Source organism: Actinomycetota bacterium, from assembly GCA_016700055.1.
Taxonomy (GTDB): domain Bacteria; phylum Actinomycetota; class Acidimicrobiia; order Acidimicrobiales; family Ilumatobacteraceae; genus Kalu-18.
Map to the genome: position 1 here is coordinate 1899128 of CP064997.1, position 25058 is coordinate 1924185.

Annotated in this window: 24 protein-coding genes and 1 tRNA gene; 16 read left to right on the forward strand and 9 right to left on the reverse strand. The window is 70.1% G+C overall.

The features are described from left to right. Positions 1–44 precede the first annotated feature (44 nt). Positions 45–2366 carry a [protein-PII] uridylyltransferase gene (locus IPM43_09290; protein QQS23645.1) on the forward strand — a complete coding sequence of 774 codons (2322 nt, stop codon included), beginning with the start codon at positions 45–47 and terminating at the stop codon, positions 2364–2366. A gap of 24 nt (positions 2367–2390) precedes the next feature. Further along, positions 2391–3095: an NUDIX hydrolase N-terminal domain-containing protein gene (locus tag IPM43_09295; protein QQS23646.1), complete on the forward strand. Its 705-nt coding sequence runs from the start codon at positions 2391–2393 to the stop codon at positions 3093–3095. Here the strand turns inward: IPM43_09295 and IPM43_09300 are convergent. The 3 genes from IPM43_09300 to IPM43_09310 are packed head-to-tail and all read right to left on the reverse strand — an operon-like array spanning position 3083 to position 5402. Beyond that, positions 3083–4015 carry a PAC2 family protein gene (locus IPM43_09300; protein ID QQS23647.1) on the reverse strand — a complete coding sequence of 311 codons (933 nt, stop codon included), beginning with the start codon at positions 4013–4015 and terminating at the stop codon, positions 3083–3085. The genes IPM43_09295 and IPM43_09300 overlap by 13 nt on opposite strands. Positions 4016–4041: 26 nt before the next feature. Beyond that, the gene (locus tag IPM43_09305) at positions 4042–4953 is read right to left on the reverse strand and encodes a hypothetical protein (protein QQS23648.1); all 912 of its coding nucleotides are present in this window, start codon (positions 4951–4953) and stop codon (positions 4042–4044) included. Beyond that, positions 4950–5402 (reverse strand): VOC family protein, encoded by a 453-nt coding sequence (locus IPM43_09310; GenBank protein ID QQS23649.1) that lies wholly within the window; start codon positions 5400–5402, stop codon positions 4950–4952. Before IPM43_09310 ends, IPM43_09305 begins: the two co-directional genes overlap by 4 nt. 37 nt (positions 5403–5439) lie before the next feature. Here IPM43_09310 and IPM43_09315 point away from each other — a divergent pair, with 37 nt between their 5' ends. Together IPM43_09315 and IPM43_09320 are read left to right on the forward strand one after the other, a co-directional pair. Continuing rightward, positions 5440–5865: a GNAT family N-acetyltransferase gene (locus tag IPM43_09315; GenBank protein QQS26409.1), complete on the forward strand. Its 426-nt coding sequence runs from the start codon at positions 5440–5442 to the stop codon at positions 5863–5865. Continuing rightward, positions 5862–7640, forward strand: a complete 1779-nt coding sequence (locus IPM43_09320) for a glycoside hydrolase (protein ID QQS23650.1) — start codon at positions 5862–5864, stop codon at positions 7638–7640. Before IPM43_09315 ends, IPM43_09320 begins: the two co-directional genes overlap by 4 nt. Before the next feature lie 34 nt (positions 7641–7674). On the opposite strand, the gene IPM43_09325 is transcribed toward IPM43_09320, so the two are convergent. Together IPM43_09325 and IPM43_09330 are read right to left on the reverse strand one after the other, a co-directional pair. Then, positions 7675–8313 carry a HEAT repeat domain-containing protein gene (locus IPM43_09325; protein QQS23651.1) on the reverse strand — a complete coding sequence of 213 codons (639 nt, stop codon included), beginning with the start codon at positions 8311–8313 and terminating at the stop codon, positions 7675–7677. Then, positions 8310–8621 (reverse strand): hypothetical protein, encoded by a 312-nt coding sequence (locus IPM43_09330; protein ID QQS23652.1) that lies wholly within the window; start codon positions 8619–8621, stop codon positions 8310–8312. The genes IPM43_09325 and IPM43_09330 overlap by 4 nt, the downstream gene beginning before the upstream one ends. Positions 8622–8676: 55 nt before the next feature. On the opposite strand from IPM43_09330, the gene IPM43_09335 reads away from it, so the two are divergent. Genes IPM43_09335 through IPM43_09345 form a run of 3 tightly spaced genes read left to right on the forward strand, consistent with a single transcriptional unit; the run spans position 8677 to position 14778 of the window. Beyond that, positions 8677–9810 carry a hypothetical protein gene (locus tag IPM43_09335; GenBank protein ID QQS23653.1) on the forward strand — a complete coding sequence of 378 codons (1134 nt, stop codon included), beginning with the start codon at positions 8677–8679 and terminating at the stop codon, positions 9808–9810. 41 nt (positions 9811–9851) lie between these two features. Then, a complete protein-coding gene (locus IPM43_09340) occupies positions 9852–11789 on the forward strand; it encodes a DivIVA domain-containing protein (protein QQS23654.1) in 1938 nt (645 codons plus the stop codon). A gap of 10 nt (positions 11790–11799) precedes the next feature. Beyond that, a complete protein-coding gene (locus tag IPM43_09345) occupies positions 11800–14778 on the forward strand; it encodes a UPF0182 family protein (protein ID QQS23655.1) in 2979 nt (992 codons plus the stop codon). A 20-nt stretch (positions 14779–14798) separates the two neighbouring features. Here IPM43_09345 and IPM43_09350 read toward each other — a convergent pair whose 3' ends face one another. Then, positions 14799–15536 carry a hypothetical protein gene (locus IPM43_09350; protein QQS23656.1) on the reverse strand — a complete coding sequence of 246 codons (738 nt, stop codon included), beginning with the start codon at positions 15534–15536 and terminating at the stop codon, positions 14799–14801. Positions 15537–15673: 137 nt separating this feature from the next. Between IPM43_09350 and IPM43_09355 the strand changes: the two genes are divergently transcribed. From IPM43_09355 to IPM43_09365, 3 genes are all read left to right on the forward strand, one after another. After that, positions 15674–15750 (forward strand) — tRNA-Met (locus IPM43_09355). Positions 15751–15986: 236 nt separating this feature from the next. Then, positions 15987–16706 (forward strand): hypothetical protein, encoded by a 720-nt coding sequence (locus IPM43_09360; GenBank protein ID QQS23657.1) that lies wholly within the window; start codon positions 15987–15989, stop codon positions 16704–16706. A 64-nt stretch (positions 16707–16770) separates the two neighbouring features. After that, positions 16771–17373 (forward strand): DUF488 domain-containing protein, encoded by a 603-nt coding sequence (locus IPM43_09365; GenBank protein QQS23658.1) that lies wholly within the window; start codon positions 16771–16773, stop codon positions 17371–17373. On the opposite strand, the gene IPM43_09370 is transcribed toward IPM43_09365, so the two are convergent. Genes IPM43_09370 through IPM43_09380 form a run of 3 tightly spaced genes read right to left on the reverse strand, consistent with a single transcriptional unit; the run spans position 17255 to position 19702 of the window. Next, entirely contained in the window at positions 17255–18124 is an 870-nt protein-coding gene (locus IPM43_09370) for a hypothetical protein (protein QQS23659.1), read from the reverse strand. The genes IPM43_09365 and IPM43_09370 overlap by 119 nt on opposite strands. Beyond that, positions 18114–19364: a tyrosine-type recombinase/integrase gene (locus IPM43_09375; GenBank protein ID QQS23660.1), complete on the reverse strand. Its 1251-nt coding sequence runs from the start codon at positions 19362–19364 to the stop codon at positions 18114–18116. The genes IPM43_09370 and IPM43_09375 overlap by 11 nt, the downstream gene beginning before the upstream one ends. Beyond that, on the reverse strand, positions 19361–19702 hold the full coding sequence (locus tag IPM43_09380; protein QQS23661.1) for a helix-turn-helix domain-containing protein: 342 nt from the start codon (positions 19700–19702) through the stop codon (positions 19361–19363). Before IPM43_09380 ends, IPM43_09375 begins: the two co-directional genes overlap by 4 nt. A gap of 294 nt (positions 19703–19996) precedes the next feature. Here IPM43_09380 and IPM43_09385 point away from each other — a divergent pair, with 294 nt between their 5' ends. The 6 genes from IPM43_09385 to IPM43_09410 all read left to right on the forward strand — a co-directional run bounded on the left by IPM43_09385 (position 19997) and on the right by IPM43_09410 (position 25055). Beyond that, positions 19997–20305 (forward strand): hypothetical protein, encoded by a 309-nt coding sequence (locus IPM43_09385; GenBank protein ID QQS23662.1) that lies wholly within the window; start codon positions 19997–19999, stop codon positions 20303–20305. Further along, positions 20302–21666 carry a ParB/RepB/Spo0J family partition protein gene (locus IPM43_09390; GenBank protein QQS23663.1) on the forward strand — a complete coding sequence of 455 codons (1365 nt, stop codon included), beginning with the start codon at positions 20302–20304 and terminating at the stop codon, positions 21664–21666. The genes IPM43_09385 and IPM43_09390 overlap by 4 nt, the downstream gene beginning before the upstream one ends. A gap of 388 nt (positions 21667–22054) precedes the next feature. Continuing rightward, positions 22055–22498 (forward strand): hypothetical protein, encoded by a 444-nt coding sequence (locus IPM43_09395; GenBank protein QQS23664.1) that lies wholly within the window; start codon positions 22055–22057, stop codon positions 22496–22498. Continuing rightward, positions 22495–22935 carry a WhiB family transcriptional regulator gene (locus IPM43_09400; protein ID QQS23665.1) on the forward strand — a complete coding sequence of 147 codons (441 nt, stop codon included), beginning with the start codon at positions 22495–22497 and terminating at the stop codon, positions 22933–22935. Before IPM43_09395 ends, IPM43_09400 begins: the two co-directional genes overlap by 4 nt. 96 nt (positions 22936–23031) lie before the next feature. Further along, on the forward strand, positions 23032–24408 hold the full coding sequence (locus IPM43_09405) for an ATP-binding protein (GenBank protein QQS23666.1): 1377 nt from the start codon (positions 23032–23034) through the stop codon (positions 24406–24408). Continuing rightward, positions 24405–25055 (forward strand): response regulator transcription factor, encoded by a 651-nt coding sequence (locus IPM43_09410; protein ID QQS23667.1) that lies wholly within the window; start codon positions 24405–24407, stop codon positions 25053–25055. The genes IPM43_09405 and IPM43_09410 overlap by 4 nt, the downstream gene beginning before the upstream one ends. The last annotated feature ends 3 nt before the right edge of the window (positions 25056–25058 follow it).

Sequence of the window (25058 nt, forward strand, 5' to 3'; positions counted from 1 at the left end):
TCGCAACAAGGCTTCCCGACCGCCACCTGCGAGACTCGGCAGTCGTGGCCCAGCAGCCGATCCTCCATGGCTTCTCCCGGCGCGAAGCGGTGCTCGGCGATCATCGCCTGCGCGGCGTCGGGCTGTGCCGGGAGTTGTCGGCGGCCACGGACGCATGGTTGGCGGGTGTGTTCGAGTCCGCGGTGCACGACGTCGCCCCGTCGAAGGCGGTGGCGCTCGTCGCTCTCGGCGGTTACGGCCGGGCCGAGCTGGCCCCGTTCAGCGACCTCGACCTGCTGCTGCTGCATGCCGGCGAGCGCAGCATCGACGAGCTGGCGAGGCGCATCTGGTACCCCGTGTGGGATGCGGGGATCAAGCTCGGGCACTCCGTAGCCACGCCGAAACAGGTGCTGCAGCTCGCGTCGTCTGAGCTCGACACGGCGACCGCGCTGCTGCACATGCGCCGCATCGCCGGCGACGCCCAGCTCGTGGAGCGGCTTCACGATTCGGCCACGAGCACGTGGCGAACACGGGGCAGGGCCCGCCTGCGTGAGCTCCATCGTCGGGTCGTCGAGCGACAGCAGGCGAACGGTGAGGTCGCGTTCTTGCTCGAACCGAACCTGAAGGAGGGCTACGGCGGGCTGCGTGACGTCCACTCGATCGCGTGGGCCGAAGCCGCCGGGCTGCAGGTGTCGAAGGAGGACCGCGCGGCGCTCGACGCAGGGCAGGACGTGTTGGTGTCGGTGCGGGTCGCCCTGCACCGTCACACCCGCCGCGCCGGCGAGGTGCTGCACCTGGAGGACCAGGATGCCGTCGCCCGCGCCTGCGGGTACCGCACGGCCGACGCGTTGATGGCGGCGATCTCGGCGGCGGGGCGCACGATCGCCTGGGTGACCGACGAGGTGTGGGGCCGGGTCGAGGTGGAGCAGGCGCCGCACCCGCCGCCGCGGCTGGTGGCGCCCGGCGTCGAGCTACGCCGCGGCGAGGTGCACCTGACCGATTCCGCCGACCCCGCGGCGGACCCGACACTCGTTCTCCGCGTCGGCGCGGCGGCGGCCCGGCTGGGCGTGCGGATCGACCGGGAGGCGCTCGATCGCCTCGCGGAGCTCGGGGCGTCGTTCCCCACCCCCTGGCCCGCGGGTGCGGTCGACGAGTTGGTCGCCCTGCTGCTCACCGGTCACCAGGCGATCCCTGTGCTCGAAGCACTCGACCAGCGCGGGCTGATGGTGAAGCTGTTGCCGGAGTGGGCGCCGGTGCGCAGCCGGCCCCAGCGCAACGCGTACCACCGGTTCACCGTGGACCGGCACCTTTGGGAAGCGACCGCGAACGCAGCAGAGCTCGCCGAACGAGTCCGCCGCCCAGATCTCCTCGTGCTCGGCGCGCTGCTGCACGACCTCGGCAAGGGCTACCCGGGAGACCACACCGACGCGGGCATGGCGCTGGTGCGCCGCATCGGCCCGCGCCTCGGCCTGCCCCCCGAAGACGTCGAGGTGCTGGTCGCTCTCGTCCAGCACCACCTGCTGCTGCCCGACGTCGCGACGCGCCGTGACCTGTCCGACCGGTCGACGATCTCTGCCGTCGCGGCGGCGGTCGGCTCGGCGGGCGTGCTCGACCTGCTGCACGCGCTGACCGAGGCCGACAGCCTGGCCACGGGCCCCTCCGCATGGGGCAGCTGGAAGGCCGAGCTGGTGGAGGACCTCGTCGACCGGGTGCGGGTGGTGGTCGGCGGCGGTGACGTGCGCGATGCGGTCTGGCGGCTCTTCCCCTCGCCCGAGGTGCTGGCAACGATGGCCGAGGGGCGCACCGAGGTGAGCGTCACCGACGACCGGATCACCGTCGTCACCCCAGACCGGCCGGGCACGTTCAGCAGGATCGCCGGCGTACTGACGCTGCACGGGCTCGGTGTGCTCGACGCGCAGGCGCATTCCGACGAGGGCGGGATGGCGGCGTCGCAATTCCGCGTCGCCGTTCCTGCCCACGGCATCGACTGGCAGCCGATCGAGACCAACATGCGTCGCGCCCTTGGCGGTGAGCTCGCGATCGAGGCCCGCCTGGCCGAGCGGGCGGCGACGTACCGCGGCGGCCGGCGCAGCTCGGCCGGCGACCTCGCCCCACCTCGCGTCGTCGTCGACGACGAGGCGTCGTCGAACGCGAGCGTTGTAGAGGTGCGCGCACCCGACCGGGTCGGCGTCTTGTACCGGGTGACGAAAGCCCTCGCCGAGCTGGGGCTCGACATCCGCCATGCCAAGGTGCAGACGCTCGGCGACGAGGTGGTCGACTCCTTCTACGTGCGGACTTGGGCCGGGGATAAGTTGACCGATCCCTTCCACCGGGCAGAGCTGGAGCGGGCCCTGCTCCACGCGCTGAGCGACCAGATCGGCCCGTGACCGCGCCGGGGTAGGTTCGCGGTCGTGAGCGACGCATCGCCGCAGGACTTCACCCGCGACCTGATCCGGTGGAGCGAGACGCTGGCCGGCATCGCCCGCACCGGGCTCGGCTTCACGCAGAGCCTCTACGAGCGGGAACGGTTCGAAGAGGTGCTCCACGTCGCCGCCGACCTGAAGGCGGCTGCCGACGAGGCCCTAGAGGTGCGCCGCGAGAAGGACCACTTCGTGCAGGAGTGGATGGAGTCCGTCGGCGAGGGTGTGCCCGGCTACGTCACCCCCAAGGTGGCCGTCGGCGCGATCGTCGGCGACGACGAGGGACAGATCCTGCTCGTGCAGCGCGCCGACTCGGGGGTGTGGTTGTACCCGACCGGCTGGGCCGACATCGGCTACTCACCCGCGGAGGTGGCGCTGAAGGAGGTGTTCGAGGAGACCGGCATCGAGTGCGAGCCAGTGCAGCTTCTCGGCGTCATCGACGGGTTGCGGATGGGCTTCACCCGGTTCGGCATGTACATGCTGCTCTTCCACTGCCGGGCCACGGGGGGCGAGCTGCGCCATCACCCGCTCGAGACGAGCAACGTCGGATGGTTCGGACGTGACGAGCTGCCCTGGCCCACCGCCGGCGCCCAGTGGTGGGGGCCGCTCGCGTTCGCCGCGATCGACGGCGAGTGTGTGCCCGCGTCGTTCGACCCGCCGCGTGACCCGATCTGGCGCGCTGCTCAGTCGCCGTGACCGTCGCGCTGGTCGCGCAGGAAGCCCTCGATCTCGTCCATCAGCGACCGCTCGTCGCCTGAGTCTTCGTCCGCGTCGAGGTCGTCGTCGTCGACCGCGTAATCGGCGTTGTAGTCGGCGAGTTCACGGTCGTCGTCATCGTCGTCGTCGGACATCGTCTCCAGCCTGCGCACGTAGCCGGCGAGGTCTTCGTCGTCGTCGACGAGGGAGTCGACGCGCGTTTCGTACTCGTCGACCTCGGCGAGCAGCTCGGCGAGCGGTGCGGGGGAACCGACGAGGGTGGCCGCCCGCTCGATCAGGGCTGCGGCGGCCTTCGGCGAGGGCACCTGCGACGCATAGGCCGGCACCGCGGCCCACAGGCTTGCCGAGGCGAGACCGGCGCTCGTGCACGCTTGGTGCAGGACGCCGACGATGCCGGTGGGGCCTTCGTAGCGGCTGCGCTGCAGGTCGTAGCGGTCGATCATCGCCTGGTCGCTGGCGGTACCGATGACCTGCACGTGGCTGCGGTGGGGGACGTCGGCGAGCAGGGCGCCGAGGGTGAGCACCATCGACGCGCGGTACGCCTCGGCGACGCCGACGATCTGGTCGGTGAACAGACGCCAACGCAGGGCGGGCTCGGGCCCGAGCACCAGGATCACGTCGGCCCCCGGTGTGCTCACGCTCCACAAACCGACGGTCGGCCACACGATGTGGCGCGTCCGGTCCTCGGTGAGGCGCACGTGGGGGCGGACCGTGGCGAAATCGGTGAACTCCTCCGGGTCGATCTCGGCCAGGGCGCGGGCGCCCCAGCGTTCGACGAGGTGCTGCACGGCACCGCTGGCGGCCTCGCCGGCGTCGTTCCAGCCGGTGAACGCGGCGACCACGGCCGGATGGCGCAGCTCGGGCCGATCGATCCAGCGAACGTGCTCCGTAGAGGGCATCGGGGCGAGGCTATCGCCAGGGGGAGTCAGGGTCTGCGGCGCGCCGCTTCGGCGAGGTCCTGCGGTCCGGCAGCCGGATAGCCGTGGGCGGCGCGGACCGCGTCTGCCCACGGCGCGAGGATCGCGAACAGCTCGTCGCAGTCGTCGCCGAGCGCCTCGACGGCCGCCCGCATCTGCAGGTCGGTAGCCAGCTCGATCTCTTCGCGCACGCGCCGTCCCTCGTCGGTCAACGCCGCGTCGCCCACCAGGCCCCGCGCGGCGAGACGCTCGGCGGCGGCGTCGAACTGCTCGTTGGTCCACCCGCGGGTGCGTGAGTACGAGCGCATCGGCAGTCCCCAGTACAGCTCGGACAGCAGCCCGATCTCGGTGGCCTCGAACCCGGCCGAGGTCCAACTTGCGGTGTGGGCGTCGCCGCGGTACTCGCGCAGCATGTCGCCGAGACGCCATGTGGCTCCGAGCTCGGTCGCCGGCGTCGACTGCGACAGCAGCCCGGCGTACAGCGGCCGGCCCTCCGGGCGCAGCGCGCCCGCCGTGCGTTGCAGCAGCTCGCGCGCCCGCTGCACGCCGTCGGGGCTCGGACCGAGGATCCGTTCGAGTTGGCCGATCGCGCCGGCGTCACGCGCGGCACAGATGCTGCGGGCGTCGGTCAGCTTCCAGCCGCGGGTCACGGCGGGCACGACGATGTCGGGGTTGAACACCGCGAAGGTCGCCGCGACGACCTCGCCGGGCACCTGGCCCATCACCGAGCCGCGGCTCGTGAAGTACGAGTCCATCTCCGGCATCGCCACACCTGCGGACGACGATCCCGGGCTCGGCGCGAAGCCGAGGCCGACGTAGTTCGCGTGACATTCGGGCGAGAAGTAGACCTGTCCGGCGATCGGTTCGATCACCTGGCCGAGGGTGCGTGACAGGCGGGACAACGCCGCGAGATCGGTCATTGCTCGGTCGGCCTTCCCCAGACTTCGTGCACCTTGTCCTCCACACCTTGTTGGAACGAGAACTCCACCAAGTTGGCGTCCGGGTCGAGAGCGCTGCACACGTAGCCGACAGGGGGCGGCCACCAAGCGGGCTCCCACTCGAGGCAACCCGCGGCACGGGCCCGCTCAGCCACCGCGTCGACCTCGGCCTTCGTGGGCAGCTCGATGCCCAGGTGGCCGAATGGGCCGAGCTGACGCTGCGGCGTCCCCTTCGTGGCGTCGAAGCTGACGAGCACGAGGATGAACGGAGTGTCGGTCGGTTCCGGATGGCCGAGCCAGGCGGCGTCTCCGTCTCCGTCGCGACGGACGTCCAGCGCGCGGAGGGGCGTGAACGACTCGTACCACGCGACGGAGGCCGAGATGTCGTTCACCGGCAGCGCGACATGGGTCCAGCGCGGGGTCGTGGGCACGACGTGACTCTAGGTACCCTCGGCGCCCGTGAGCGACGTGCGCATCGAGGTGGCAGACGCAGCCGGTCCCGAGCTCGTCGAGGCCTTCGGACGCCTCGTTCGCCAGCTCTCCCGGTCGAGTGCCCCGCCGACGCCGGACGAACTGTCCGAGATGGTCGACTCTGCGGCGTCGGACGTGCTCGTCGCGTACGACGGCGACAGCATCTGCGGCACGCTCACGCTCGTCACGTTCCGTATCCCCACGGGAGTGAGGGCGTGGATCGAAGACGTAGTTGTCGACGAGGCGGTGCGCGGCAAGGGAGTGGGCGAAGCACTGAACCGCTTCGCGATCGAGCTCGCCCGGCAGAAGGGCGCGAAGACGGTCGATCTCACCTCGCGTCCCTCACGCGAGGCCGCCAACCGCCTGTACCGGCGTCTCGGGTTCGTCCAGCGCGACACCAACGTGTATCGCTTCGATTTGTGACAGCCGAAGAGCTGCTCCTGCTGCCCCGTCCGCGCTCGCTCGACCTCTCGGGCGGCGAGTGGGCGGGTGAGGACGTCCGCTATCACCGTGCCGACTCGGTGCCGCGGGAGGGTTACCGGGTGGAGGCCGGTCCGGCTGGCGTGGATGTGGTCCACGCCGACGCCGCCGGCCGTCGCCACGCCGACGCGTTGCTCGACCAGGTGCGGTCCCAGTGCGGCGGACGGCTGCCGTGCCTGCTGGCCGAGGACCACCCGAGCCTCGCCGTGCGGGGGTACATGCTGGACGTCAGTCGCGATCGGGTGCCGACCCGGGCCACGCTCGAACGGCTGGTGGCGCTGCTCGCCCTGGCCCGCTTCAACCACCTCGAGCTGTACGTCGAGCACACCTTCGCCTACCAGGGTGAGGACGCGGTGTGGGGCGAGGCGTCGCCGCTCGACGCCGACGACCTGCGGTGGCTGGACGCCATCTGCGCGGCGGCGGGCATCGAGCTGGTCGCCAACCAGAACACGTTCGGGCACATGGAGCGGTGGTTGAAGTCGCCGGGCCACGCCGGCCGTGCCGAGTGTCCGGGCGGTGTCGAGCTGGTGCCCGGTCTGACCCTGCCGCCGATGATGCTGGCGCCTACGCCGGCCAACGCCGAGTTCGCCGTGCGGCTGGTGCGTGAGCAGGCCGCGTGCCTCACGAGCCGCACCGTGAACATCGGCTGTGACGAAGTCTTCGAGCTCGGGCGGGGCGCCAGTGCCGCGGCGGTCACCTCGCGGGGCAAGGGCGCCGTGTACGCCGAGCACCTCTCCCGCATCGTCGCTCCGCTGGTCGCCGAGGGCCGTCCCGTGCTGTTCTGGGGCGACATCCTTCGCTCGCACCCCGATCTGGTGGCCACACTGCCTGCCGGCGATCTCACGGCGCTGGCCTGGACCTACGAGGCGCCCGGCTCACTCGACCGGATGCCGGAGCTACCGGCCGCGGTGGCGTCGATCGTCGACGCGCTCGGCGTCGACCTCGGCGGCCACAACGGGTTCGAGGCCAACGTCGCTCCGTTCGTCGATGCCGGCTTCCCGTACTGGGTGTGCCCGGGCACGTCGTCGTGGAACTCGCTGGTCGGGCGGATCGACAACGCCGTCGCCAACATCCTCGACGCCGCCCGCGTCGGGGTGGCCCGAGGTGCGACGGGACTTCTGCTCACTGACTGGGGCGACAACGGCCACCTCCAGCCGCCGGCGATCAGCTTCGGCCCGATCGTCTATGCCGGTGCCGTTGCCTGGTGTCCGGAGTCGAACGCCGACCTCGACCTGGCGGCCGTCCTCGACACCTACGTGTTCGCCGACGACGAACGCGTGCTCGGCGGCGCCCTCGACCGGCTGGGCACCCTCTGGGGGAAGACAGGGAAGCGCAGCTTCAACGGCAGCCCGCTGCAGGCCGCCCTTTGCCCGTTCCAGTTCCACTTCGTCTCGGGCGATTCAGACCCCGACGCCGTTGCCGCCGTCGTGGCCGAGATCGACGCTGTGATCGGCGAGCTGCCCCGGGCGCGGCCCGGTTGCGTCGACGGCGAGCAGGTGGTTGCCGAGCTGACCACCGCCGCCGGCCTTGCCCGTCACGGTGCCTGGCGGCTCCTCGGCGCCGCCGGCCGGCCCGTCTGCGACAACACCGCGCTCGACGCCGACCTGACCGGCCTGATCGAGGCCCAGGAAGCGGCGTGGCTGGCGCGCAGCCGGCCCGGTGGCTTGTCCGACAGCCTCGACCACCTTCGGCGTACCCTCCGCAGCTACGGCAGCTGACCGCAGCTGACGCCAGCCGGCGGCCGCGCGCGGGTTAGGGGTCGGCCCGCCAGCCGAGCAGGTCCTCGGCTGCCTGGCGCACCTGCCAGTCGCGGTCGTGCAGCGCTCTCTGCAACACGTCCTCGACCTCGTCTCCGTCGAAGGAGGCGAGCGCAAGCACGGCGCGCCGGCGCACGGCCGGCTTGTCGGCACAGGCGGAGAGGATCGCCGCCCGCCCGGCCTGGTCGCCGATCGCACCGAGCGCGGCCACGGCGGCCTCCCGCACGAGCGCGTCTGGGTGCCCTGTGGCGAGATCGACGAGCCGGGTGAGCACCTCGACGCTCACGCGCTCGTGTTCGCCGCAGGCCCACGCCGCGACTTCGACCACCGTCGGGTCGTCGTCGTGCAGGACGCCGAGCAGGTCGGCGTCGGGGTGGGTCGCGGCGATCTCGGCCGCGCGCCGGCGAACCGCAGCGTCTCCGTCGGCGAGTCCGGCTTGCAGGTCGACGGGGAGCAGCGCCCCCATTCGCGCGATGGCGCCGAGCGCCGTGGCACGGACGTCGCCATCGGGGTCGTCGAGGGCAGCACGTGCGGCGGGCTCGTCGCCGAGATGGCCGGCGAGTGCGGCGGCCCGGCGCCGGGTGGAGGCGTCCGGCCGCGGATTCTCGGCGCCGGTCGGGCCGGGCTCGGTCACGACAGCATGCCGGTCAGCGTCGTCACCATCCAGGCCACGCCCGCGGAGATGACGAGCGCCGCGAGTGCTCCCCCGGCGACCGCGATCACGGCGAGCGCGGCGACGTCGAACACCCGCCGGAAGATCCCGGCCTGACGGTGCAACGACGTCGGCGCGTGCTCGACCGGGATGGCGGGCATCTGGCGCCGGGGGCTGCGTGGTGCGCGACGCCAAGCTCTGACAGGCTTGCGGCGGCCGGCGAGCAGCAGTGCCAGCACCGCCAGTGCGGCCAGCCAACCGACGCGGATGGAGAGATCGGTGATCGACACGACACCCGAGAGCGTACTTCCGCCCCCCGACCCGGGGCGGGCGGTCGGTGCATCGATGCCCGAACCTGGTGGCGACGACTCGTTGTCGACGACGGTCTTGCCCGGGACTTGGGCGAACATCGTCGGGGCGTGCCTGGTGACCATCGCCGCACTGGTGGTGCTGTTCGTCGTTGCCGCCAGCCTGTGGCCGCTCCAGCGCTACCAGTCCGCCCCCGGTTCGGCCGAGGAGGTGTCGCCTCGGCTCGACGTGGCCGAGATCGACACGTTCGAGCCGGCAGAGGGCGTGTTCTTCGTGACGGCGTCGGGCGCGCGGATCACCGGCCTGCAGGCGATCATGGGGTGGATCGACCCGGTGGTCGACGTCTTGACCTGCGAGCAGCGCTTCGGCGACTGCAACCCCGAGCAGCAGCGCGAGATCAGCCTCGGCGCGATGACGACTTCGAAGCAGATCGCCGAGTACGTCGCGTTCTCCACCGTCGGGATGGATGCCGAGCTCTTGCCAGGCCCGGCGCAGGTCGGCTCGTTCGGGTCCGACACCTGTCCCGACGACGCGCCGCCGCTGCGGGCGTGCCGCGTGCTCGAGGTGGGTGACACCATCGTCGCCGTGGAAGGCGTCGACACGCCGTTGCTCGACGACTTGGCCGCCGCGCTGGAGGGGCGTGAGCCCGGCGAGCTGCTCTCGCTCACCGTGACCTCGGCCGACGGCGGGGCCGAGCGCGAGGTGGAGGTGGAGCTGATCGCAGCTCCCGACGACGCCGAGCGCACGATCATCGGGTTCATGCCCCGCGACACGCGTACGGTCGAGGTGCCTGCCGACGTGAACATCGACACCGACCGGATCGGCGGGCCGTCGGCGGGGCTGGCGTTCACGCTCGCCCTGATCGACGAGCTCACGCCGGGGGAGCTGACCGGCGACGTCCGTGTGGTGGCCACCGGCACGATCGACGAGGAAGGCGCCGTGGGCGCGATCGGCGCGTTGGTGCAGAAGGCCGACGCTGTGCGGCGTGCTGGCGCGACTCTGTTCCTCGTGCCGTCTGGGCAGGACGAGGCCGAGATCGAGCGCGCCCGAGAGGTAGCCGGCCCCGACGTCGAGATCGTCACCGTCGCGAACATCGACGAGGCCCTCGCCGCGCTGGCCGACCATGGTGGCGACCCGCTGCCGGAGGACGCGGCCTCGCCCCAGACCTGATTGCCACCAATTCCGCGCCCCGCGAACCTACGCTGGCGCGAATGGCGATTTCGTTCTCACGCCCCGACCCGTCGTCGCCTGCGGCGATTGCGTCGGCAACGTTCGCGACGTCGCGTCGCGGATTCGACCCGACCGAGGTGCGTGACTTCCTGCGAGCGGTATCGGCCGAGCTCGGTCGGCTCGTCGAGCGGGAGAAGTTCTTGGAGCGCGAGCTGCAGGCGGTGCGCGATCGCGGCGCGATGGCGCCGGCTCAGCTCGACGAGGACACCGTGCTCACGATGCTCGGCGAGGAGACCGCCCGCATCGTGCAGACTGCCCGCGAGGCCGCCTTGCAGATCCGCTCACGCGCAGAAGACGCTGCCGCGCGGCTGCTGCGCGAAGCCACCGACGAAGCCGCCCGCGTACGTGAGGAGGCCGAGCTCGACGCGGCTCGCCGCCGCCAGGACACCTCCGCCGACGCGGAGGTGGAGCTGGAGAGCGCGAAGCAGCATGGCCGGGAGATGGTCAACGAGGCACGCGAGTACAGGGAGAAGGTGCTGGCCGACGTCGCCCGCCGGCGCGAGCTCGCCCGCCAGCAGATCGAGCAGCTCGTCCACGGCCGCGATCGGCTGCTGCAAGCGTTCGAGCGTGCACGGTTGGCGGCCGTCGACGTGGTCGGAGAGCTCGGAGCGCTCGGTGACGAGCCCCCCGAGTTCGTGAACCTGTCACCGACGACTGGCCCGGTGCCGATCTACGTTCCGAATGCCGCGAGCCCATCGCCGAACGAGCATGGCCCCGCGGAGGTTGTCGTCGACGTCGAGCTGTTCGACGGCGCGGCCTCGCTGGACGACATCGTTGCGCCGGAACCAGAGATCGAGGCGGAGCCAACCGACGCGGTGGCCGGCGATGCCGAACCGGATTCCGAACCGGAGGCTGGGGCCGAAGCCGACTCGCCGGTCGAATCGGCGGTCGAACCCGACGCCGACGCCGACGCCGACGCCGAGCTCGGCCAGGTGGTGGAACTGCGCCGTCCGGAGCAGCACCTGGGCGGAGCCGCGGACCGCCACAACGACGACGATCTCGCGATCGACGAGGACGACGACGACGAGATCCTCGACGACGAGCTGTCCGACGATGATGACGAGCGCACGCCGGCGACGGTGGTCGCCCTCTTCGCGGGAGAGGTCGAAGAGCACAAGCCGCGGGTGGACGACCTGTTCGCCAAGCTCCGCGCAGCGAGCGAGCAGCTCGCCGCCCGCGATGCCGAGTCGCGCAGCGACGCGCCTACCGGCGCCGAACACATCTCCGAGGCACAGCCAGAAGTAGCCGACACACCGTTCGCGCGGCGCGACGAGGCGCTCGTGCCGTTGATCCTCGCCATCGGGCGCAAGCTGAAGCGTGCGCTCGCCGACGAGCAGAACGACGTGCTCGACGTGCTGCGGCGCAAGGAACCGGTCACCACCCTCGACGCCATCGTGCCCGCCGAGGCCGAACACGGCGAGCGCTACCGGGCGGTGATCGACGCGGAGATCGTCGACGCGGCGATGGCCGGCGCGGCGTCGCTGTCCGACGAGCCGACGCGTGACCTGCGCAAGGCGATCGGCCGCGACGGAGCGCTGGGCGGGGTCACCGAGGCGATCATCTCCGATGTCGTGCGGCCGCTGCGTGAGCGTCTCGCCGAGTGTGCAGAGCAGGCGGCGGGCTCCAACGACGTGCTGGTCGGGTTGGTGCGCGCGGTCTACCGCGAGTGGAAGACGCAGCGCATCGACGAACAGGTCGACGACATCGCCCGGATGGCGTATGGACGCGGCGCCTACGCGGCGCTTGCCCCGGAAGCCCGAGTGTGCTGGCTCGTCGACCCGAACGGGCCGGCGTGCCCTGACGCCGAGGACAACGCGCTGGGCGGCGTGGTGGGCGCGGGCGACGCCTTCCCGACCGGGCACGTGCATCCGCCAGCGCACCCGGGGTGCCGCTGCGTGCTCGCTCGCGTCGACAGCTAGCCTCCGCGACGTGCGGACCCCCTCCGACCTGCCGCCGCGCCGTCGCTCCCCGCGCGCCCGGCGCCGCTGGTTCGCAGGTAGGGGCCGCCTGGTCGTCATCGTCCTGCTCGGCCTGGTCGTGCTCGTCTTCTTGTCGGCGCGAAGCCTGTCGGGGTTCTACGTCGACTATCTCTGGTTCGACTCGCTCGGTCGTGCCGACGTGTTCTGGACGACGCTCGGCGCCAAGGCCACCCTCGTCGCCATGTTCAGCGTCGGCTTCGCGGTCGCCGCGTTCATCAGCCTGCTGATCGCCGACCGGCTGCGCCCGATGCGGCTGATCGAAGGCCCCGAAGAGCAGTTCGTGATGCGCTACCGCGAGCTCGTCGGGCGGCGTACGGGGCTGGTGAGGATCGCGGTCGCGGTGCTGCTCGGCCTGCTGATGGGCCTGCCCGCGATGAGCCAGTGGCAGCCCTGGCTGCTATTCCGCAACGCACAGCAGTTCGGGATCGACGACCCGTTGTTCGGCGCCGATGTCGGCTTCTATGTGTTCCGCCTGCCATTCCTTTCGTATCTCGTCGACTGGCTGTTCGCCGCGATGATCCTCATCGCGATCGTCACGGCCGCCGCGCACTACGTGAACGGGGCGATCCGGTTCCAGACGACGGGCGAGCGCATCAACCGCCCGGCCCGCGTGCACCTCACCATCTTGTTCGCGCTGATCGCGCTCTTGAAGGCCGCCGACTACTGGCTGCAGCGCTTCGAGCTCACCGTGTCGACCCGCGGCGTGGTGCACGGCGCCACCTACACCGATGTCAAGGCCGAGCTGCCCGCGCTGAACCTGCTGATCCTCGTCAGCCTGCTCGTCGTGGTGCTGTTCCTGGTGGGGATCCGCTACGGCGGATGGCGTCTGCCGGCGCTCGCCGTGGCGCTGTGGGCGGTGGTCGCCATCGTGGCCGGCGCCGTCTATCCGGCGATCATCCAACGCTTCGTGGTGCAGCCGAACGTGACCACGAGGGAGCGGCCGTACATCGAAGACCACCTCGTCGCCACCAAGGCCGCGATGGGCATCGACGACGTGGACGTGGTTCCGTTGCAGCTCGGTCCGGTGGCGGCGTCCGACGTCGAGGCAGATCCGTCGCCGCTGCGCGACGTCCGCCTGCTCGAGCCGACCCAGATGCGGGATCGCTTCTCACTGGATCAGGGGCTGTTCGCGTTCTACGCGATCAACGACCTCGACGTCGACCGCTACCAGATCAACGGACGCGAGCAGCAGGCGATGCTGGCAGCTCGCGAACTCAACGCCGCCGGGATCCCCAACCGCACGTGGGTGTCTCAGCACCTCATCTACACGCACGGATGCGGGCTGGTCACCGCACCCGCCAGCCAGGTCACCTCCGACGGGCGTCCGGTGTACTACGACCTCGACATCACGCGCCCCGAGCTGTACATGGGCCAAGGGCTCGGCGCGTATGCGATCGTCAACACCGAGCAGGCCGAGCAATCCTGCCCCGGCGTCGAGATCGGTCCATACACCGGTGATGCAGGCGTGCGCCTCGACTCCACACTGCGCCGCATCGCGTTCGCGGTGCACTTCGGCGAGTACAACCTGTTCGGCTCGCGCCTCGTCGGTGACAACTCGCGACTCATCCATGTGCGGGACATCCGCGATCGGGTGCACAAGGTGGCACCGTTCCTCCACCTCGACGCCGACCCGTATCCGGTCGCGATCGACGGCGAGATCGTGTGGATCGTCGACGGCTTCACGACGACCAGCCGATACCCGTACTCCCAACGCGCGAACACCGATCAGCTGCCGGCCGGCTCTGGGCTCGACCACACCTTCAACTACGTGCGCAACAGCGTGAAGGCTGTCGTCGACGCGTACGACGGCTCGGTGACGCTCTATCTCGTCGACCCCAACGATCCGATCGCGGTGGCGTGGTCCAAGGCGTACCCCGACCTCTTCTCCGGCGCGGAGGAGGTGCCCGACGAGTTGCGTGAGCACTTCCGGTATCCGGAGGACCTCTTCCGGGTGCAGACCAACCTCTACGGCCGCTACCAGTTCGACGACGCCGACCAGTTCTTCAACCGCGACGCGGCGTGGAGCGTCGCGCAGGCGCCGCCGGTGGAGCCCGAGGGGGCCAACAACCCGACCGACGACACGACCACCAGCGATGGCGGAGCGTCAACCGACCGGGCGACGCAGGCCGACACCGGTGACGTCGCCGAGGCCAACGTGGAGCGGTTCGAGCCCTACTACACCCTCTTCCACGCACCTGGGGAGAGCGGTGTCGAGCCGACGTTCTCGTTGCTGCGACCGTTCGTACCGTTCTCGTCGGACGACACCCGCAAGGAGCTGCGCGGGTTCATGGTGGTGTCGAGCGAGCCCGACTCCTACGGCGAGCTGGTCGTCTACGAGCTGAGCGAGCCGCTTCCGCCGGGGCCGGCGACCGTGGCCGCGGAGCTGGAATCGAACCCGACGATTTCGCCGGTGATCACCCAGCTCGACCTGCGCGGCTCGCGGGTGATCTTCGGCGATCTGCAGGTGGTGCCCGTGGCGGACGGTCTCGTCTACGTGCGGCCGCTGTTCGTGCGGCCCGACGACGAGGGGTCGCGGCAGGTGTTCGTGCGCCGGGTGATGGCGCTGTACGGCAACCGCTCGGCGATCGACGAATCGCTGTCGGGCGCGGTCTCGCTGCTGTTCCCGGGATTCGACGAAGACCTCGGCGACATCGTCGACACCGGAGCGAACCCCGAGGACCCCGACGAGCCCGACGAGCCCGACCAGCCGAGCGAGGACCCCGCCGAGCTGCTGCTCCAGGCCGACGCTCTGTTCGACGAAGCCGACCTGGCGCTGCGCCAAGGTGACCTCGGGACCTACCAGCAGAAGATGAACGAGGCCCAGGCGCTGGTGGAGAGGGCGATCGGGCTGCTGGCCCCACAGCCGTCCGACACGACGGCCCCGACCGACACGACGGACACGACGGACACGACCGCTGCCGAGGAGTGACGGTTCAGGTCTTCGGGGCGCTAGGTCTTGCGGCGCATCAGGTCGGCCAGTTCGGCCAGATCCTGACGGAACGCGATCTCGTAGCGGGCCTGTTCGTGGGCGAGGCGCTCCTGGCTGGCACGTAGCTCGTCGACGGCCTCGGTGGGCATGGCAGGGATGCCGGTGCCGGCGCCCGCGTCGGACTGGCGGCGTACCTCGTCCACCTCGCTCGCCAGCTCGTCGATCTGGCAGGTGAGCTCGTTGCCGAGGCGGCCGAGGCGCTCTTCGAGGGCGGCCGCGAGGTCGTGGGCCTGGCGGCTGTCGTGCCCCGACGTGGCGACCCGCTCGGCGAGCTCGCCCACCTGGCGCTGCAGGACGGCGAGCGAGGCCAGCGCTTCGCCGAGGTCCGGAGCGCTTTCGCCGTTCGGTTGCACGCCCGCGGCGAGCTGCTCGCAGAGCTCGCCGACGCGGTGGTCTGCCTGGCCGGCGAGCTCGGCCGCGCGCTCGGCGAGCGACCTCACCTCGTCGAGGGAGACGGTCGGTGGAGGCGGCGGAGGCGACGGCGGAGGAGGCGGGACGATGCGGGCGGCGTCGGCAGCCGCTTCGGCAGCGGCGGAGTCGGCGGCGTGGAGCGCCTGTTCGAGGTCGGCCAGCCGTCGTTCCATCGCACTGCGCGAGGAGACCGCGTACGCGAGGTGTTCCTGCACTCCGGCGAGCTCGCTGCGCAATGCGGCGACCTCGGCAGGATCGACGGTGGGGGATCGGCGGAACAGGCCCATGGTGACGGTGGCGGGACGAAACCCGTTGCGGCAATGTATCTCCGACCGATGCTCAGCGGGGGGACGCCCGGGTGGCGGGCCGGTTCGGGCGGGTTGCGGGCCAGCGGGGGTGTCGGTAGCGTGAGGAACCTCAACGCCGCGGGGTGGAGCAGCCAGGTAGCTCGTCGGGCTCATAACCCGAAGGTCGCAGGTTCAAATCCTGCCCCCGCCACCAAGTAAAGAACCAGTTCAGAGGCCCTTTCCGAGAAGTCGGGAAGGGCCGCTGACGTTGGCGGAGGGGTGTCGGTACAACACCCGTACAACACGAGCTCTTGGCCGTCTCCAGCGTCGCAGCCGTGCGTTGTCCCGGAGAGCGGGTCGCGACGCTGCCCGGCTCGACAGGGAAGTCCTCTCCTTTTGTCGCGTTCGGGCGACGTCCGAGGTGCGACGGTGGTTGTGGAGGAGTCCGCGATGACCGATGAGGTCTTGAACACGTTGGTGGTGCTCGGTCACCGGTTGCTGCTCGTCGACGTTGGCGGTGGTTTCGAGACGCACCTGTGCGAAGCGACGAGTGACTCGACGGCTCGCGCTGCGCTCGATACTCGCCAGGCGCTGCCGGACTCATTGGCGGACGCTTTGGAACGGAGCGGTGACGACGACCGGCTCGACGCCATGCTGGACCGTCTCCTGGACACGGCGTGGAAGCCGACCACCTTGTGCGGTCGAGCGTGGGACGAGATGGCCGCCGGAGAGGCAGGCGTGTTCCGTCGTTGGCAAGAGATCGAGCTGACGCCGACGTGCCGGTCGTGTCTGCGGGTGGTCGATACCTGGTTCCCGAAGTCCGGGCCGCTGCCCGGGATCGGGGTGCTCGTCTCGGTGATCGGCGAGAAGGTCGAGGCGCTCGGCTCCGCGTGGGTGACTGGCGTTCCGGGCGAGTCCCTCGACGACCTGCGCACGGCGATCCGCAAGCACCTGCGGGGCAAGGGGTTTCGATCCCAGACCATGGTGGTCAACGGCTTGCTGCACGTGATGTCCGACGACGCGCTGGACGCGATCGACCCAGACGTGCGGGCGGCGTGGATCGACAGCGCAGTCCGACGGATGGGCGTGGTGGAACCGGCTGACGACGATTCGATTGCAGAGCGCCGCCGGTTGCGCGTCGACTGGCGGACGTGGGTGCTCGATGCGTAGCCCACACACGAACGTCTCGCGCCGATTCGCGTTGGCTTTCAATTTCTGAAAGTGTGGGTGATGTATGGCAGCACGACAGACCCTTGATCCCCTTCGGGACGCAGCGAAACGACTGAACGAGGCGGAGATCGAGCGCAATCGGCTGATCCGAGCGCTGCGCTCGAAGCGTGAGACGCTCACCGATCTCGCCGTGGCGGCGGATGTGTCCCTTGGGACTGCTCACAAGCTGACGCGTCCTTCGACCATCGTGTCCGTCGGCTACGAGGGCCGCAGCGTTGATGAGCTTGTCGACGCTCTGGTCGAGGCGGGGGTGTCAGTGCTCGTCGACGTTCGGGAGAACGCGATCAGCCGCAAGCGTGGCCTGTCCAAGCGCGGGTTAGCGGAGAAGCTGGCGGCATTTGGTATCGCCTACGTGCATGAGCCGACGCTTGGTAACCCTCGAGACAACCGGGACGGTTTCCGTGAGCAGCGCCCGGACAGCGTCGCCGCCTTCGAAGCGCACCTTGACCGCAACGGGTCGGCGGCGCTCGATCGGGTCGATGCGATGCTCAGAGATCGAACAGTCGGCCTTCTGTGCTTCGAGGCGGATCCGTGCTCCTGCCATCGCTCGATCGTGGCGCGGTATCTCCTGGACCGGGACCCACTGGCGTCGGTTCGACCGGCGTGACGTCGCGGGCGATGCCGAGCACGAGGAAACCTTGCGGTGCCTGGTGCTGGTTGCCCACGTACAGGGCCGGCAGCCGCGCTGGGTCGACGAGGCTGAGCCACTTCTCTTCGATCCGATCGAGGTAGTCGGTCGGGTAACTGCGCCGCCAGTTCCGCCACGCCTCGGAGATCTCCCAGTCGACGATGCTCTGTTCGTGGCCGCGGCAAGAGGCCGAATGGCAGCGGTAGGCAAGCTTGAACGTGAACGGCGAGAACTCGAGGTTCGGTGCGCCCTGAGCGAGGAGACTGCCCTGCGCAGCCCGGTTCATCTTCGCCGTATGGGCAGTGTCGCCGGTGTGGTCCTCGCGGACGAAGCCGGTGATCTCGCTCGGGACCACCAACCCCAGGGACGGGCGCGTCCAACCCTTCGCTGCGACGAGGTCGCACATCGTGTACTGGGGCAACCGGTTGAGTACCTCGGCGCGGCGCTTCCCTGCAGGCAGCTGGTCGAGCACGGCCGTCGTGTCGAGTCGTGGTCGGTACGACTCTGGCCGTTGGTCCTTGTCGTGCTTGTCGATCTCAAGCTCGATCACCTGGTACTTGGGATGCTCGCCCTTCCAGAACCAATGCCATTGCACTGGGAACAGTCGGATCCAGCGAAACTCGTCACCGTCGAGGCGGATGCCGGCCACGCACACCGTCTCTCCATGCGTGCGCCCGATCTCCGGAGATGCCTTGACGGTGAGGAGCACCGTCGCTCGCTCAGCGACCATCGGGCTCATCGTACGATTCGTCGGGTGACGGTTTGTCGTCTTTGGCATCGCCGCCGTCCCGCAAGACATGGTCCCCACGACCGGTGGAGACCTCATCCGAGTGCTCAGGGTTGCTCGTGCCCTTGAACACGATGTTCGCAATCTGGTCGGCTGCGTCCTCCTCGACGGCCGGGATCGCGTGCATGTACACGTCCTGAGTGAAGCTCGTCGTGGCGTGACCGAGTCGGTCAGCGATGACCTTGACGTGGACGCCGGCGGCCAGACCGAGCGTGGCGTGGGTGTGCCGGAGATCATGCAGACGGATTTTGGGAAGCCCGAGCCGCTTCACGGTTCGGTCGAAGGTTTGCGAGAAGTAGTCCGGGTGCACCGGTGCGCCGTCCTCGCGGGCGAACACCAGCCCGTGATCCTGGTAGCCGTCACCAAGCAGTTGCTTCTCGCGCCGCTGGGCCTCGCGGTGAATCTGCAGTACTCGGATCGTTTGTTCATCGAGCGCGATTTTGCGTTCGCCTCGGAGGGTCTTGGGTCGGCCGATGACGATCTGATACTCGACGGTGAGCACGGTTTGTTGAACGTGGAGGCGTCGCGACTTGAAGTCGATGTCGCGCCACCTGACCCCGAGCACTTCTCCGCGGCGCATGCCGGTGGTGGCGGCGAGGATGTAGGCCGCTGCGAGTCGGTGGTCGATGATGCCGGCGAAGAACTTTCGGAGCTGCTCTGGCGTCCATGTCTTCATTTCCTCGCGGTCGGCTCGATTGAGCTTGGGAGGGTCAGCGGCGTCGGCGACGTTGCGCGGCACCAAGTTCTTGCGAACGGCATCTGCGAGTGCTCGATGGAGGAGCACGTGGATGTTACGGATGGTCTTTGTGGCGAGACCTCGCGAGACGAGGTCGGCGTAGAACTTGTCGAGCCAATCAGCTGACAGCTGCTGGATCTGTAGGTGCCCGAGCGCCGGAACGATGTGACGCTCCACGAGCCCTCGATAGCTGGCGTAGGTGCTCACGCGGACAGCCATCTTCTTGGTGGGCAGCCACCGCTCGAGGAGGAACTCGCCGAGTGTCACCTTGGAAGGCTCCGAGAACACACCTCCTCGGATCGCCGACATCGTGTCGGTAAGGAATTCCTGGGCTCCCTTCTTCGTGCGGAACGACTTGGTGTGCTGCTTGCGCCCCTCGTGCGTCTCGGTGCGCCAGTACGCGATCCAGACATCGCCCCGACGGTGGATCGATCCTCGTTGGCTCATGGGTGGCCCCCGTTGCGTTCGGGCCGCGTTGCGGCCGGTGTGCGTTGGTGGGCCAGCTCGGGCCGAGGCACCAGTCGGAGTGCCGGTGTCGCTGGCAGCTCGGTGGTGGGGTCGTCATCGTACTGGTCGGTGACCGTCGGGTTCTCGGGTTCGTCGTCGGCGTCGAGGAGTCGGCGGAGTGCGGCGGTGGGGACGCGGATGAGCCGGCCGACGCGAATGACGGGCACGGGGAAGGTGCCGTCCTTGATGGCGCGGTAGCCGGTGGTGCGGTCAATGCCGAGCTCGGCGAAGGCTTCGTCGGCGGTGATGCAAGCGCGTGTGGCGGGGTCGGGGATCACGGCGTGTTCCGGTTGTCGTCGTGCGGCTCCATGTGAGTGATCGCACCCTCGAACCCCGCTCGGCGTGACACCTCGATGGCGGCCGGTGCCGTTGCCGCCCTTCGGGCGGGTGCTGTGGCCCGCCGGTTGGCGGGGTGCCGTGGGGGTCGCTGGCGTCGCCGTGTCAAGCCCCTCGTTCCTCGGGGCCGAGCCCTTCGGGTTGACACGGCGCCCGCCGGCGACCTGCACCCGGAGGGCGAAGCCCGGCCACCGATCCGGACCGGGTTTGCTCAGCACACCGAAAGGAGGTCAGTCGTGACACATGTCGAAGCGGTCGCGTCGTGCGTGGCTCCGGGTGGTCAGCCAGTGCTGTTCCACACCCCCACCGCGGGAGTCCCGACGTATGTGGTCGTGGACCGCTGCGGGGTGGAGCACGTGCACACCGGATCGCTCGGCGTCGCCATGACGGCTGCTCGTCGGGTGCTGATCGAGCAGGGCGAGGTGTGGGTCCGCGCCTCGGATGACACCTGCGCCCACATCGACCCGGACCGGGTCGCATCCGACACCCCGTCGCGTCCGTGGATCCAGACGATCGCGGCATCCCAACAAGGAGGAACACCATGACCATCACCGACCCCACAAACAGCATCGATGACCCTGGCGAGGTCGAACCGCAGTTGTGTTGGCTGAACCTGGCCGACATGGCCCCGCATCCGGACAACCCGCGGCACACGCTCGGGGACCTGACCGAGCTGACCCGGTCGATCCGGGCGCACGGGATCATCGAACCGCTCGTCGTGCTACCCGCCGACGACCACGGCGTGTACCTGATCGTTGCCGGTCGCCGCCGCCATGCCGCTGGTCTGCAGGCCGGGGTGACCGAGGTGCCGGCAGTGGTCCGGCCGATGACGCGGGTGGGGGTGATCGAGGCCGGGCTGTCGGAGAACTCGAACCGCAGCGACCTCACGCTGTCTGAGGAGGTCGCCGCGATCGAACGGCTGATGTCGCTCGAGGGTGGCCTGACTCCGTCGAAGTTGTGCCGCCGCATCGGCCGGTCGCAGTCGTGGGTGCGTGCTCGGATGGCGGTCACGATCCTGCCCGCCCAGTGGCGTGACAAGTTGGACACGGGTGAGTTGTCGATAGCGGCCGGGGAGGCCGCAGCGTCCCTCGCTGATCTCGGCCCCGATCATCTCGACGCCGCGTGCGAGCAACTCGCCGGACGCACCTGGCAAGACCCCGCCCGTGTCGTCGCCTCCTACCGTGAGACGCAACGCCGTTGCGACAACTACCGCGATGCCTTCGACCGTGCCGTCGCCACGCATCCGGTCGTGCACAGCGACGAGCACCCGGCACCGGACAAGGCCCGCCGCATCGGCGAACTGTTCGATCCGGAAGGCTGCCGCGCCCACACCGCCGAGCCGTGCCACGCGATGGTGGTGAAGGCCACGTCGTGGGGCGATGGGGTCGAGGTGTTCGACGTGTGCGTCGATCCTCGCCGCCATGACCCGCAGCGCATCGCCACGGCGAAGAGCGAGAGCGACCTGGCGTCGGACCGCACGCCGAGCCGACCGCCAACTCAGGACGACTCCCACGCCAAGCGCAAGGCGCGCCTGGCTCGGTTGTCGCACGCGACCGAGACGATCGCCAAGACGCGCGGCGGATTCGCTCAGGCGGACCTGACACGGCTGGCGTTGCGGTCGGTGGTGCTCGAAGCCGGACGCGACGCGGTCGTGTTCGCAGCGACGATCCTCGGCAGCGACCAGCCCCGCGACGCCACCGCAATCGACCTGTTGGACGGTGCCGACAGCATCGCTGCATTGACACGGGTCGCCGGGGCGGTAGCACTCGGCCTTGCCGAGAACCGCATGTACTGGTCAGCGTCGAGCAGCCAGTGCCGTGACTACCTCGACGCGTTGATCGCCACCGGCTGGACACCTGACGAGTGGACCGCCGCCACGCTCACGGACCGACCCGACCGGGTCTGACACCACGGGGTCCGGTCTGCCCGCCACCCGATCGGCGGGCAGACCGGACGAGGTTCTTGTCGCTCGGGAGTGTTCTCGGGAGCAACTCCGGGACGTCGATGTGCTGAGCGAACGACCGGCGGGTGCCGTGGCCAGCGCTCGGGTGGGTGCCGTTGCCGGCCCTGCGGGCCGGGTGCCGTGTTGGGCCACCACGCCGTCGGCGTCAAGCCCCTCGTTCCTCGGGGCCAAGCCTGACGGTTGACGCCGCCGTCCGCCGGTGGCCCAGCGCCCGGAGGGCGAAGCCCGGCCACCCGGTCGGGCACGGCACGACGCCACCGGGGTCGGGACGGTCGGGGAAGCCCAACCGGCCCCGGGGCGCCGTGTCACTCGCACCAACACGGAGGCCCTCATGTCCACCACCGCACCCACCATCGACCCGACCCCCACGATCACAAGCACCGCCGATCACGTCACGCTCACCGTCGAGGCCTGGCACGACCCGATCGTCGAAGCAGCCCCCGGTGCCGTGCGCACCGACACCGACGACGCGCTCGTCTGGTACACGCCCTCGATCGGAACGATCGGCATGGCAATGGCGCACCGCTTCGCCCGCCACGCCACCGACGGACCCAGCCTGTGGACGATCGAGGACCTCGCGCTCACCTTCGGCATCGGCAACTCCGCCGCCCGTGTCTGGCGCAGCCTCGACCGGCTCGACCGGTTCGGGATCACCCGCCGAACCGGTGACCGCATCGCCGTCCGGCTCTGGCTCGCCCCGCTCACCCAACGCCAGATCGCTCAGCTCCCGCCCTACCTCGTCGCCGCCTACCCCGACCACCTCGCCCAGCGATGACCACCACCACACCCGCCGTGCCGAGGTGGCGGACACATGCCGCATGCCGCGGCACTGACCCCGCCCTGTTCTTCGACCCGCACCCTGCATGGGTCGCCGCCGCCAAGACCGTGTGCGACGTCTGCCCGGTGCGCACCGTCTGCCGTGCCCACGCCGTCGACACCGCGGAGCCGTTCGGCGTGTGGGGCGGCCTCGCCGCCGACGAACGACCCGCACCACCACCGGACACCACGCCGGCACCCGGCCCGGCACCGAAGATCAGCGACGACGAACTCTATGACCTGTTCTACGACGCCGACCCGGACCAGGCCGCGCTCGACCAACTCCTCCAACACGTTTGGCTCCCCAACGCCACCGCCTACACCGCGCTGCAACGCGCCGTGCGCCTCGGCGTCGTGGAACACCGCGGCCGCAGTCTCTACCCCGTCCGCCACTGACACTCGACCCGGTCCCGCACCACCACCGGTGCGGGACCAGCGCCGTGTGTGCCGTCGCCAAAGGGTCACCGGTCGCCCGGCTCGAGCGGGTGTGCCGTGGCGCCGGCCTCGTGGGCCGGCGGTGCCGTGCTGCCCGCCGCCCGCAGCCGTGTCAAGCCCCTCGTTCCTCGGGGCCAAGCCCTTCGGGTTGACACGGCCGGGGCGATCGCGCAGACCCTGATCGTTCAGGCCCTGCTGGTGGTGGCGATCTCCCAATGGCAGGCGTTCGACGTCGATGTCGTGATCCGACGGACGGTCCTCGCCGGAGCCACCTTGGCGGCCGGTCTTGGGGTTTACGCAGCGGTGGTTGCCTTCGTGTCGTTCGCGATCGCCGACGACGGAGCCGGGTCCTGGCCGACCACCGCAGGCGCGGCGGTGGCGATCATCACCTTGGGGCCTCTGTCGGTGTTGATCCGGCGGGGCGTGAACCGGGTCTTCTACGGTCGCCGCGACGACCCGTACGCGGTGGTGACCGAGACGTCGCGCCGTCTCACGGGGGCGGCCGACCCTCTCGATGGGATTGCCGCGACGCTCCAGTCGCTCACCGATCAACTGCGCATCCCCTATGCCGCCGTGGTCGACGTCGATGGCGACGTCGTGTCGGACTCGGGCCGCGCACTCGACGGTGACGAACCGGCTGGGTTCTCGATCCTCCACCACGGCCTTGAGCGGGGCACACTCGTCGCCGGTCACCGGCGCGGCACGGCGACGATGACGGCGCGAGAAGTGACCCTGCTCGAAGACGTCGCGGTCCAGCTCGGCCCTGCGCTCGCCGCCGTCGAGCAGGTCGAGGGTCTCCGAACCGCGCAACGCGCGTTGGTCGCGGCCCGCGACGATGAGCGCCTCCGTATCCAGCGCGACCTCCACGACGGTCTCGGATCGGTCATGACGGGGATCACCCTGAAGCTGGCCGCCGCCACGAACCACCTCGGCCGCGATGACACGGTGGCGGCGGGCCCCCTCGTGCAGGACGCCCGCGTCGACATCGAACGGGCGTTGCTCGACATCCGACGGCTCGTCTACTCGTTGGGCGACCCCACATCCCCGGCCCGCCGCCTCGCCGACGTTCTCGCCGAGGACATCGCGCACATCGCCGGCTCGGCCGACCTGAACATGAGCCTCGACCTGTCCGACGTACCCGATCTGCCGGCCGGCACCGCCGAGCAGGTGCGGCGCATCATCGGAGAAGCGGTGACCAACGTCGTGCGCCATGCCGAAGCGAAGAACTGCGCGGTGCGTGCCCGCGTCACCGACGGCCGGATCGAGGTGATCGTGCACGACGACGGTGTCGGCGTCGACGGGCGTCCCGTCGGCGTGGGCCGACGCACGATGGCGAAGCGGGCCGAACAGGTCGGCGCCACGCTCCAGGTGTCCAGCGGCGCCGGTACCGGCACCACGGTGAGCCTCACGCTCCCGAACGGCGCACCACGATGACGGACGCGCTGATCCGGGTGATGGTGGTCGACGACCACGCGCTCATCCGTGAAGGGGCCAAGGCATTCCTCGGATCGGTCATCGACATGGAGCACGTCGGTGAGGCCGCCGACGGCCGCGAGGCGGTGACTGTCGCGCTGGCGTGCCGACCCGACGTCGTGCTGATGGACCTCCACATTCCCGAGGTCGATGGCATCGCCGCGACCCGGGCGATCCGCAACGCCGTGCCGACAGCGGCCGTGCTTGTCGTCTCCATGCTCGACGACGACAACAACGTCTTCGCCGCGCTACGCGCCGGTGCCCGCGGCTACGTCCTGAAGGGCGCCGCGCCAGCCGAACTGGAGCGAGCGATCCGCGGCGTCGCCACCGGTGAAGCCGTCTTCGGCCCCGGCATCGCCGACCGAGTGCTGCGCACCTTCAGCGCGCCACCGCCCACCCCGGCTTTGCCATTCCCCGAGTTGACCGACCGCGAACGCGAGGTCCTCAGCCAACTCGCCGCTGGCAGGTCCAACGGCGAGATCGCCCGAACGTTGCTGCTCAGCCCTCGCACCGTGGCCAACCACGTCTCCAGCATCCTCACCAAGCTGCAGGCCAGCGACCGCACCCAAGCCGCACTCCGCGCCCGAGACGCCGGGCTCGGAGAATGACAT